The sequence below is a fragment of the Candidatus Fusobacterium pullicola genome (assembly GCA_018883725.1).
Classification (GTDB): domain Bacteria; phylum Fusobacteriota; class Fusobacteriia; order Fusobacteriales; family Fusobacteriaceae; genus Fusobacterium_A; species Fusobacterium_A pullicola.
In genome coordinates, this window is sequence record JAHLFN010000083.1 from 1 (window position 1) to 12,273 (window position 12,273).

Annotated in this window: 10 protein-coding genes; all 10 read right to left on the minus strand. The window is 29.9% G+C overall.

Annotated features, from left to right (window positions below; all coding sequences use genetic code 11):
* Positions 1-107 precede the first annotated feature (107 nt).
* Positions 108-1,388 (minus strand): CCA tRNA nucleotidyltransferase, encoded by a 1,281-nt coding sequence (locus tag IAA47_09465; protein MBU3843189.1) that lies wholly within the window; start codon positions 1,386-1,388, stop codon positions 108-110.
* Positions 1,389-1,494: 106 nt separating this feature from the next.
* Positions 1,495-3,408 carry a threonine--tRNA ligase gene (gene thrS / locus IAA47_09470; protein MBU3843190.1) on the minus strand — a complete coding sequence of 638 codons (1,914 nt, stop codon included), beginning with the start codon at positions 3,406-3,408 and terminating at the stop codon, positions 1,495-1,497.
* Between the two features lie 37 nt (positions 3,409-3,445).
* Positions 3,446-7,204 carry a hypothetical protein gene (locus tag IAA47_09475; protein ID MBU3843191.1) on the minus strand — a complete coding sequence of 1,253 codons (3,759 nt, stop codon included), beginning with the start codon at positions 7,202-7,204 and terminating at the stop codon, positions 3,446-3,448.
* A 143-nt stretch (positions 7,205-7,347) separates the two neighbouring features.
* Positions 7,348-7,665: a conjugal transfer protein TraF gene (traF, locus tag IAA47_09480; protein MBU3843192.1), complete on the minus strand. Its 318-nt coding sequence runs from the start codon at positions 7,663-7,665 to the stop codon at positions 7,348-7,350.
* 90 nt (positions 7,666-7,755) lie between these two features.
* The gene (locus IAA47_09485) at positions 7,756-9,081 is read right to left on the minus strand and encodes an FAD-dependent oxidoreductase (protein ID MBU3843193.1); all 1,326 of its coding nucleotides are present in this window, start codon (positions 9,079-9,081) and stop codon (positions 7,756-7,758) included.
* A gap of 58 nt (positions 9,082-9,139) precedes the next feature.
* A complete protein-coding gene (tsaB, locus tag IAA47_09490; GenBank protein MBU3843194.1) occupies positions 9,140-9,841 on the minus strand; it encodes a tRNA (adenosine(37)-N6)-threonylcarbamoyltransferase complex dimerization subunit type 1 TsaB in 702 nt (233 codons plus the stop codon).
* Positions 9,822-10,286 carry a tRNA (adenosine(37)-N6)-threonylcarbamoyltransferase complex ATPase subunit type 1 TsaE gene (tsaE, locus tag IAA47_09495; GenBank protein ID MBU3843195.1) on the minus strand — a complete coding sequence of 155 codons (465 nt, stop codon included), beginning with the start codon at positions 10,284-10,286 and terminating at the stop codon, positions 9,822-9,824. The genes tsaB and tsaE overlap by 20 nt, the downstream gene beginning before the upstream one ends.
* Positions 10,279-10,770 (minus strand): D-glycero-beta-D-manno-heptose 1-phosphate adenylyltransferase, encoded by a 492-nt coding sequence (gene rfaE2 / locus IAA47_09500; protein MBU3843196.1) that lies wholly within the window; start codon positions 10,768-10,770, stop codon positions 10,279-10,281. The genes tsaE and rfaE2 overlap by 8 nt, the downstream gene beginning before the upstream one ends.
* A 73-nt stretch (positions 10,771-10,843) precedes the next feature.
* Positions 10,844-11,482, minus strand: a complete 639-nt coding sequence (locus IAA47_09505; protein MBU3843197.1) for a CoA pyrophosphatase — start codon at positions 11,480-11,482, stop codon at positions 10,844-10,846.
* A gap of 107 nt (positions 11,483-11,589) precedes the next feature.
* Positions 11,590-12,213 carry a uracil phosphoribosyltransferase gene (upp, locus tag IAA47_09510; protein MBU3843198.1) on the minus strand — a complete coding sequence of 208 codons (624 nt, stop codon included), beginning with the start codon at positions 12,211-12,213 and terminating at the stop codon, positions 11,590-11,592.
* Positions 12,214-12,273: the final 60 nt, after the last annotated feature.

Sequence of the window (12,273 nt, forward strand, 5' to 3'; positions counted from 1 at the left end):
TTTCATAATGGTTCACCTCCTAATCAAAAAAGTACTTAAATAGTATATCATATTTTTGGCAACAAAAAAAGACCTTCTTCAAATTTTTTGAAGAAAGTCTTAGTTTTTTAATTATAGACCTGAGTAGTTACCTCTGTTTTTATTTTGAAATTTTTTTTAACTAACTTCATATCTAAATAATTGTGAGCTAGTTCTAATAATTTTTCTTTACTGTTGTACTCTGGATACTCTAAGACTTTTTCTAATAAATAATTTAATATCTCTCCTACTGTTTTTCCTGCCACTATTCCATTTTCTAGTAGATCTTTTCCAGTTATTTTTAAATCCTTTATTTTTACTGGAAGTTGTTTTTCAACAATATTTTGGAATATTTTTTCTAATCTCTCTATCTGTTCTAAATTATTAGCTTTTTTCTTTGCCTTTAATACCTTAAAATACCTCTGTATATCCTCATATTCTAATTGATTCATCATTTTTTTAATAAAGATTACTTCATCAAGTTCCTTTGGAATTACTTGATATTTTATAAGCTTATATACTAGCTCTATACTTTTTTTATCATATCGTAATCTTATCATTATTTTTTTTACCATTTGTTCTAAGTTATGAAAAAGAATTACAAGTCTTACAATTAGATCACTATCAGCCTCACTTAAAAAGTGAAAAATATCATCACTTTTTTCTTTATCTCCTCTATACTCTTTCCACTCTGGAATAATTATCTCCAATATACCCTCATTAGCTAAAATTTCTAAAATAATATGAGCATTTTTCCCTACCATTATCTTATTTAATTCCTCTCTTACTCTTTCAGAGGAAAGTTCTTTTATCAATTGAGAATATTTTGAAATCTCTTTAATATCTTCAATTAAATATTTCAAATCCTTTGTAGATAAAAATCTAAAATATCTCAAGATTCTTAAAGGATCTTCCTCTATTCTTCTTTTACACACTCCTACAAACCTTAATATCTTCTCTTCTATATCTTTTTTAGAATTTTCATCTCCATAATAGAACTCTTTTCCATCATAAGCTATTGCATTAATTGTAAAATCACGTCTTTTTAAATCATCATATATATTTTTAGTAAACTCTATCTCCTGTTCTTTTCTTTCCTTTGGAATTCCCTTATCTTGCCTCATTTTAGCTATCTCATAATGTACTCCATCTATTTTTATTTGAATAATTCCGAAATGCTTTCCTATCTCTTTAGGATAATACTCTTTAAAAATATTTAATAATTTATCATACTCAATATCTGTAACAAAATCACAATCCTTTGGTTCTAATCCTAGAAGAGTATCTCTTATAAATCCACCTACTATATAGCCCTGTCCATTTTCTTGTAGTATCTTTAAAATTAATTTTATATTTTTATCTAATTTCAATATTTCACCTCCCTTTACTCCAAAGAATAAAGAGCAAGTATAGCTCAGTATAAACTTGCCAAACTTGCTCTAATTATTTTTTATTTATCATAATTTACTAAATAAATTATTTATCAAATTTTACTTGAGCTTCTTCAACGATCATATCTAAGAATTCACCAAGTTTCATAGAAGTTTGCTCTTGAGAACCTCTTCTTCTGATATTAACTTCTCTATTTTCAACCTCATTTTTACCAATGATTAATTGAACTGGTATCTTATATTTTCCATTAGCTTCTCTTATTTTATATCCTATAGACTCAGCTCTATCATCTAATTCAACTCTGATTCCTCTTTCTAATAAAGCTCTATAAATTTCTTGAGCATAAGGAACAGTATCATCATTGATAGTTAATAGTTTTACTTGAGTTGGTGCTAACCATAATGGGAAAGCTCCTGCATAGTGCTCTATTAAGATTCCTATAAATCTCTCTATTGAACCATACACAACTCTATGTATCATTACTGGTCTATGTTTCTCTCCATCTTCACCTATATAGCTTATATCGAATCTTTCAGGTAAGTTAAAGTCTAATTGGATAGTTCCACATTGCCAAGTTCTTCCAATAGCATCTTTAATTTTGAAGTCTAATTTTGGTCCATAGAAAGCTCCATCTCCTGGATTTAATTTATATGGTTTACCAATTTTATCTAATGCTCCTGCTAAAGCTGCTTCTGCCTTTTCCCAGATCTCATCTGAACCGATAGCTTTTTCTGGTTTTGTAGATAATTCTATATGATATTCAAATCCAAATAGTTTACTATAGAATTTATCAATTAGATTTACTACTCCAATGATTTCACTTTCAATTTGATCAGGTGTCATGAAGATATGAGCATCATCTTGAGTAAAGCTTCTAACTCTCATAAGTCCATGTAAAGCTCCTGAGAACTCATGTCTATGAACAGTTCCTAACTCTCCACATCTAATAGGTAAATCTTTATATGAGTGTAATTGATGTTTATAAGTAATTACTCCCCCTGGACAGTTCATTGGTTTTATAGCAAATTCTGTCTCATCTATTGTAGATGTATACATATTCTCTCTATAGTTGAACCAGTGTCCTGAAGTTTCCCATAACTCTTTATTTAACATTATTGGAGTCATTATCTCTGTATATCCAGCAAGAGTATGCTCTCTTTTCCATAAATTGATAAGAGTATTTCTTATAGCCATTCCCTTTGGTAAGAATATTGGGAATCCTGGTCCATATTCACTTATAAAGAATAGATCTAACTCTTTTCCTAATTTTCTGTGGTCTCTTTTCTCAGCTTCCTCTAATAGAGTTAAGTAATCTTTTAATCTTTTTTCATCTGCAAAAGCAAATCCATATATTCTTTGTAACATCTTATTGTTAGAGTCTCCTCTCCAATAAGCTCCTGCTACTGATTTTAATTTGAAAGCTTTTAGGTAAGAAGTAGATGGAACGTGAGGTCCTCTACATAGATCCATAAACTCACCTTGTTTATAGAAAGATAACATCTCTCCTTGAGCTATTTCCTTTATAATTTCTACTTTATACTCTTCTCCTAGCTCTTCAAAGTGCTTTATAGCCTCTTCTCTAGTCATCATTATTCTTTCAATTTTTTCATTTTCTTTTACAATTTTTTTCATTTCAGCTTCTATTTTAGCTAAATCTTCCTCTGTAAATTGTACTTTTGGATCAAAATCGTAATAGAATCCATTTTCAATAGCTGGTCCTATAGCTACCTTTGTTCCTGGAAATAATCTAACTACTGCTTGTGCCATAAGGTGTGCAGTAGAGTGTCTTATTACCTCTTCTCCCTCTTCAGTTTCTGGAGTGATAAATTCCACTCTAGCCTCTCCATCTATCACAGTTGACATATCTACTAATTCATCATTTACTTTAGCAGCAACTGATTTTTTAGCAAGAGAGTTACTTATACTTTTAGCTATAGTAAATAGATTTACCTCTCCTTCGAACTCTTTTACGTCTCCGCTTGGTAATATTGCTTTCATCTTTCTTCCTCCTATTACATCAATTTTTCAATTTTTTCTAATCTATTACCTTTTCTACTTTTAATCCATCAAACATATATAGTTGTGGATCAGTATGTTGTTTAGCGTCTGTTTCAGCTCCAAATCCAAATATTGGATTAGCTGGGAATGTAAGTAGTGTAAATTGAAGAGCTGCTCTCCACTCATAATCTCTAGCACTCAATACATACTCTTTCTCGAATGCCACTGACCATTGATAGTAACCCATCTCTTTTCCTATCTCAATTCCTATACCATCAAGTGATGATTTTCTTCTTCTTTCATCATCTTTTACTCTGTCTGTTAAGTCTTCATAAAATTTAGCATAAGTTTTTAAAATCCAACCCTCACTTGGTTTTCCTATCTTAGTAACTAGACTTAATTTATGCTCTCTATCAATTCTTGTCCACTTACTATTTTTCCAATTAGAGTTTTCTTCAACTTCATATCCTATACCAAATCTATTTTGGGAATAGAAAATTTTAAATTGAGTCTCTTCAAGAGAATCCCAATAATCTCCTGTTCTCTTATATCTCGCTTCATTTCTTTGTAACATTAAATTTACTTTAAAATTACGTTTATAATCTCCCATATCCGTAAAATTATCATAAATACTTCTATTTAGTTTAAAATCTACATGATTTCTTTCTCTATTTCTTAATATATCTCTTACTCTATATATCTCTTGTGGAGTAAGTGAGGTAGAGTCTTTATCATACTCTATTTTAGCATATCTTCTAAGTTCCTCATCTGTAAATCTCTTATCTCTGTATTCATATCTAAATGAGATTATATCAGAGTTTCTACTGTTATATTTTGTTCCATCTAAACTTAAATTTTTAGCTCCAGGCTCACTATGATCATATATTTCATAAGTAGCTCTATAGTAATTTTCTACCTCTCCTCCATCTAAGAACGATAATCCGTAAATTTGATTTTTAACATCTAATTCTTTTTCTAAAGTGGTATAGTTCTTTCTTTTATCTCTACCTTCACTAAAATCTAGTCCTAGTTTGTTTTCGTCAAAACTATATTCATATGAGTATGTATTTAATGTAATTCTTTCTTTAGAATTATCCGGTGCATCATACTCAAATCCATTTATATAGTATTTACCATCACTATTTCCTATATCCCATACCTTTGAATCAATAGTATTATTTTGATAAGATAGCTTATGTTGAGCTATATAATAATCTATTCCATAATTTCTAAAAGTATAATAGTTATAGTTTTCTCTATCTCTTGTTTCATCAGTATATTTTTTATCCTGTCCATAATTTAATACAACTGATTTATCTCCATCTATTTTAAACTCTAAGTCATTTTTTATAGCTTCACTATTCAACTCTTTAGTTGCTGGATTTTCTGCTCTTTTATAGTCCACAGTATAAATAGTTTCTGTATTTCCTATTGTTGTACTAACAGAATCTACAACTTGGTAAATATTGTCCTTATTTTTCAATCTGATATATTTAGCACTTCTGCCATCAGTATCACTGCCAAAATCTACATTTCCTGAATCATAATCATATCTTTGATAGAACAATGTTAAATTATTAGCCATAGATAAATCAACACTTCTATTGACATTATCCTCATTGTTAAATAGAGTCATTGTATGATTTAATTTCAATTGTGTTCTTACTGTAGAATCCTCACCAGTTGCATAATTCCCTCTACCTTTATTGCTGTATGGATTGTATCCTTTAGTATACTTATCGTATCTTAATCCACCAAATAGAGCAAGCTCTCCAAAATTATCTAAATCTATCTCATTTCTTTCAGCACTCACTTCATAAAAATCTGACTCGTTTACATATTTTCTATATCCATCAGCAGTATATATTCCTGTTCTATCCCAAAACTCTTCCTTTGTCTGTCCACCAGCAAATGAGAATTTTGTAGTCTCATCAAATATGTTTACATATCCTCTCTGTTGCTCAAAATCGCTATAGATAATATTTTCAAATCTATTATATTGTTTATCTCTAGCATTTCCCTTAATAACATCTTTTCTTAGTGGATCATCTTGTAAATCTAACACTCTAATTTCAGAGTAGTAATCATATCCAGGTTTTATCTTATAATCTCCATAGAAATCATATTCACCTAAAGATACTCTTAAATCCTTAGTATCATACTTACTATACTCTCTTATTGTACTAGGAGAATAATCTGCTATGAAGTTAGTCCCATACATACTTTTATATCTAAGTAAATTATCTAAGTTTGGATCTCTTTCCCATAGTCCTAATCTTCTAAATCTATCTCCATTTTTTTCATCATAAGAGAAACCTATTTTTGTATCCTTATCTAAAAATTCAAATCCAAAATCTTCAGCTCTTGATTGAGTATCGTTTAAGGTAGAACCTGGGTCCATATCATATAGATAATTGTAATATCCACCAATTTTATAATCGTTGTTATCCTTTGTTAATTCAACTTGGCTAAATAGCTTATTATCTATTGTACTTCCATAAGAGATATCATCTACCTCATCATACACCATCAACGCATATGTCTTTTTATCATCAGTTAATTTTAATCTACTTTTTAAGCTGATATCTCCATCTTCACCTAGATTCTTTAAATCAGCATCCATACTGAAAAAACTCATTGTATTGGTTAAATTTGGTCTTTCTCCTTCTGCTTCAGTAGTTCCAAACTTTCCTTTATTTGCATAATCTATTACTATATCATCTAATCTAGGTATCATATTATAAGTGGCATTAATTGTGTTAAAATAAAGTGTTCCCTTATCTCCATGATAATCATGTATATAATTTACTCTATATCTTTTACTTCTCTCTTCATGTTCTATCTGTTCACCTACAGAAGCTCCATTTTTTAAACTTCCCTCTTTTGAGTAAACTAACCAATCATCAATATCCAATTTCATAGTACCAAAATTATCAGTCTTATACCAATTTTCCCATCTTCCTACTAGAAATCCCATTCTATCAGCAAATTTTGGAGCAAATCCTCCTACATACTTATCTCCTCTATCTCCATATAAAAATCCCCAGCTAGTATTCCAACCATAATAATCATCACTTCCCCATTGAGGAAAAAGTGGTACCAATGAACCTTGTCTAATATTAGCTCTAAACCAAGGAAATCTAAATGGAAGTTTACTTTCATCTTCAATATAAAAATCACTATTTTTTAAAGTGATCTGTTTCTCTGGCTCAATTATCATTTGTTCAGATAAAAAATGGTATCCAGCATTATTTGGATCTCTTGTATCAGCTATCTTATAATCAGTAGTCAACCAACCATTATTTATAAATATTTTACTATCTCTATATTCAACTTTATCTCCACCAAAATATATTTTATCATTTGGTTTTTCTGCACCTGTTACTTTACCTACTTCTAAATATCCGTAGTTGTTATAAAAGGTTCCTTCACTTCCATCTAAAGCTACTTCTCCACCTTTTAAAGATTGTAAGCTAATATCTCCCATATCATTGGAAAAAAGAGTTTGTAACTCTCCATTGATATAGGCTCTATTTTTTTCTATATCTCTTTTTAAATCATAAGTTTTTAACTCTAAATCTCCTTGTTTTAGATTTAGACCATTCTTTGATTTCATTGTATTATTAATTAAATCTATTTCAACTTCATCTGTTCCCGCTAGAATAGAACCCTCTCTCTCTTTTTTTAGTTCTACCCCAGAGCTTGATATATCACCTATCACTGGTAACTTATCCAGTCCCAATATAGTCAGTGATACAACTATAAATGCTACCGCTAACCTTATTTTATCTCTCATAACTGAAGTCCTCTCTCCAAACTAAATACTATTAGGTAATTATACCATATTTATAAAATAATTTACATAGGTTTTTCATTTTTCCTACAAAAATAAAAACTGGGGCTGTTGCAATTTTTTAAATGCAACACCCTCAGTCTCCATTATCTTAGCTCATATAATTTTTCTCTAAGTTCTTCTTTGGATTTTAGTCCATTTATTTGACAAATTTTATTCCCTGCATTCATAAACATAGTAACAGGTACACTTGTAATTCCAAATTCAGTAGCTAAATTTGGATTTTCATCTACATTTACCTTAAATATCTTTATACTTTCCTCTTTAGATATAGTTTCTAAAATAGGAGTCATTATTTTACATGGTCCACACCAATCTGCAATGAAGTTTAAAATTATAAGACCTTTTTCATCTTTAATACTTTCACTAAAATTTGTATCATCTAAATTTATTAAAGTATTCAATTTATCCTCCTAATTTCTGAAAATTCTTAATTTTAGTAGTTAGAAGTTGCTCGCTTATAATTTTACCTTAATTTTAAAAAAAATCAAGTATTAATTATAAATTTTTATTAAAATTTGATTTTTTCTAGTCTCTTCTCTAACAGCTTTTATTACAGCTACAGATTTTGAAATATCCCCAATTAAAAGGGCTCCTTTTAATATATCATTTTTAAAGAAGAATTTTTTATACATATCTCTTGTTTCATTATAATCTTCTACAATCTCTGTACAATCAGCTTGACATTTTACCTCACCAATAGAAAGAAGTTGTGTATTCATTCCTTCAAAACTTAGTGGTTGTATTTGCTCAGTATAAACTTTTTCATCTCCACAAATATTTGCTCCAACTATCTTTCCTTGTTCCATAGCTACTTGCCAAAGTCCAATTATTCTTCCATTGTACTCAGCTATATCTCCACAAGCATAAACATCTTTAAGAGATGTTTCCATTCTTTCATTTACTATAATTCCTCTATTTACTTCTATACCACTTGAAATAGCAAACTCTTTATTTGGAGCTATTCCAGCACTTATTATTACAAGCTCAGCTTCAATTTCTTTACCATCTTTTAAAAGAACTTTCTCTACTTTTCCATCTCCAGCAAATCCTTTTATCTCTACTCCAGTTAATATATTAACTCCTGAAGTTTTTATCATTCTCTCTAAAAGAGCACTTCCTTTTTCATCTAATTGTTTAGGTAAAACTCTTGGCATAACCTCTAATACTGTTACATTAGCTCCTAAGTTCTTTATTCCCCAAGCAGCTTCTAATCCAAGAACCCCTCCTCCTATTACAACAACATTTTTACATTTTTTAGCTATCTCTTTTATCTCTAGAGTCTCTTCTAACTCTCTTATAACTTTTACTCCAGCTAATTCTTTATTTTCAAAAGGTGGAACAAAACATCTAGCACCACTTGCTATAACTAAGAAATCATACTTTAATTTTTCTCCATTTGAGATAGTAACTGCTTTCTCTTCACACAAAATAGCAGTAACTTCCTCATTTAACATAACCTTTATATTTCTTTCATCATACCAACTTTGTTTCTTTATCTCCATTCTCTCCATTGGTATATCTGTATCTAATATCTCAGTAAGTCTTGTTCTGTAATATGGTAGATACTTTTCCTTCGAGATTATTGTTATTCTCGCTTTTTTATTTCTTGTACTTATTGTATCGGCAGCATTTACAGCAGCTACTCCACCACCTATAATAATTACATCTACTTCTCTTTCAATAGAGTTAGCAGATACATCTACCTCTACTAATTCAAAAAGCTCTTGACCTACACCACAAACTGGGCAAGTAGCAGGCTTCTTATCATAATCAAATAACTCATCACAAACTGTACATCTCCATTTTTTTACTAACATTATTTCACCTCTTAAATTATCTAAATATCCTTCCCTACAAGATTTTTTTAACCATATTTTATTTACTATTCTTTTCTTTTGCTTCTCTTTCCTCTTTTTCTCTTTCAGCTTGAGATTTATTAACATAGAATGGCTCTAAAGTATATAAATTTTCCTCTTCCATCTCAACAGCTAATTGAGCTGCTAAAACACTTCTTGGAATAGAATTTCCCTTTGAGATAATTATAGCATTTTCTCCCATACTATCTTTTATTACTTTCTCATATACAGTAGCTCCATCTCCACAGAAAATTACTTTCTTATCTTTAACCTCTTCTAAAAGAGTTTTCAGCTCTCCATCTTTATACTCTGTAACTCTCTTAAATCCTTCTTTTTTTTCATAAATTGAGTAATATACTCTCTCTTTTCTGGCATCTAAAAGTGGGATTACAATTCCCTCTCCAGCTTCTATATTTTGAACTAGTAGATCTAATTCATTTATTCCAACTATACTTTTCTTTGTACCATAGCACAATCCCTTAGCTACAGCTACCCCTATTCTTATTCCTGTAAAAGAACCAGGTCCTACAGATACAGCCACCCTATCTACATCTTTTATCGAAAGTTTTGTCATCTTAAATAAATTATCTATCATATTCATTATTACAGCTGAATGATTTACTTTTATATAAAGATTTAATTCTCCAATGACTCCTATTTTATCATCATAAAGAGAAACACTTCCTATCTTAGTAGATGTATCAATTGCTAAAACCAACATAGTTTAACATCTCCCTCTCTTTCTCTTCATTTCCCACATATCTTATTTCAACTTCACGAGTGTTTTCAGTATGGTAGTTAAGTTTCACCTCTATATACTCTTTCGGTAACTCACTCTCTATAATATTTGCCCATTCTATAAGAAGTACTCCACCACTATTTAAATAGTCCTCATACCCTACCTCATATATTTCCTCCGCTTCACCTAAACGATAAACATCAAAATGATATAGTGGTAATCTTCCGTCAAGATATTCTAAGACATAGTTAAATGTTGGGCTTTTAATATTTTCATTAACACCTAATCTCTTTGCAAATTTTTGAGAAAATGTTGTCTTTCCAGTTCCTAAATCTCCTATAAGAGCTATAACTGTATTTTCACTAGAAAAGTCTGCCAACTTCTCCGCTAACAGATTTAACTCCTCAAATGTGAGAACTTTATTCATTTTCTCCTCCCTTTTTTTCATCTTTAAATTGTATCTTTTTTACTATATTAGTAGTTGATTTTCCATCTACAAAAGATAGTATTCTTACTTCTCCACCATTTTTTTCAACTACTGCTGTTTCTGGAAGTTGATCTTTTGTATAATCTCCACCTTTAACATGAATAGATGGCTTTATCTTTTCCAATGTTTCTATTGGAGTTAACTCATCAAATATAAGTGTAAAATCTACAGCTTTCAATCCAGATAACATCTCAGCTCTATCTATCTCATTATTTATAGGTCTAGTAGGACCTTTTAAACTCCTTACAGACTTATCTGAATTTACTCCTACTATAAGAACATCTCCCTGTTTTTTAGCTTCATTTAGATATCTTAAATGTCCAACATGTAAAATATCAAAACAACCATTTGTAAATACAACTTTTTTACCTTGTAATTTTAACTCTTCTATTACTCTTGCTGCTGTCTCTCTACTCAATATCATAATACTACCTCCCATATAGCAAGTTTATTTTCTGTATATATTTTATCATATTTATATAGTGAGTTGCAAATGTTTAAAAATTTGTCTCTACTCTTTCTTTTGTATATAGTTCTATAAACTCATATATAATCTCTGCTGTAAGTCCCCAAATCATCTCTCCTTGAAAATTATAAAAATAGACCTCTCTTTCTCTTCCAGACCATGAACTCCCATATCTAGCTGGTAGCTTTAACTCACTTGTTGAAAAAAGTGGCTTATTTTCTACTCCTATTTTCTCTACTCTTGGAATATTGTTTCTAAAAAAATCTATTGGTACTAAAAGAACTCTTTCAACTTCATTTCTATTATAATTTAACTCCTCTATAGACTCTATATCTATATACCCAGCATAAACTTCTAATATTATTCCATTAGGGCTTACCAACGTTCCAAATTTTCCTAATACCCTTATCTTTTCCTTTGATACCCCTAATTCCTCTATTGTTTCTCTAATAGCTGTATTCTCAGTTGTTTTATCACTCACCTCATATTTTCCACCAGGAAAAGATATCTCCCCTCCCTGTCTTATATGAAGAGCTCTTTTTTCCAATACGATATACTCACTTTTCTCCATTGTTAGTATTCCTATAAAAACTGCTGAATTTATATATCTCTCTTGACCAATTATTCTCTTTTCTCCATCTTGTAATATATTTAATAACTTTTTTTCCACTTCATCACCTTTGTAGTTTTTAAAAAAAAGAAGAAAAATTTCTCTCTTTAATTAGAGGTGAATCTTTCTTCTTTATTACACTTATTTATTTTTTAATTTAAAAGATACTATTTTGTTCCAAATATTCTATCTCCACAATCTCCAAGTCCTGGGTATATATATCCCTCTGCTGTAAGTCCTTGGTCTATCTTAGCTGTATATATAGCTACATCTGGATGTTTATTTAACAATTTTGCTATTCCCTCTGGAGCAGCTACAAGACACATAAATATAATATCTTTTACTCCTTGATTTTTTAAATAATCAATTGCATAAACAGCGGATCCTCCTGTCGCTAGCATAGGATCTACAACTATTACCTTTCTTGAAGTTATATCTACAGGAAGCTTGCAGTAATAATATACTGGTTCTAAAGTTTCTTCATTTCTATATACTCCTATATGCCCAATTTTTGCTGTTGGTATAAGATCTAATATTCCATCTGTCATCCCTAGTCCAGCTCTTAAAATTGGTACAATAGCTAATCTATCTTGAAGTTCACATCCCACTGTTGCCATAAGTGGTGTAGTAACCTCTTTATCTTGTAATTTAAGATTTTTTGTTGCTTCATATGTCATAAGTTTAGCTATCTCATTTAGATTTTCTCTAAATGATTTAGTATCCGTTTCAATACTTCTCATTATTGTTAATTTATGTTGAATTAGTGGGTGATTAATCTCTATTACTGCCATTTGTTCCTCCTTATATTTTTATTATATAGTTATTATACTATATTTTTTCTAAAAGAAAAA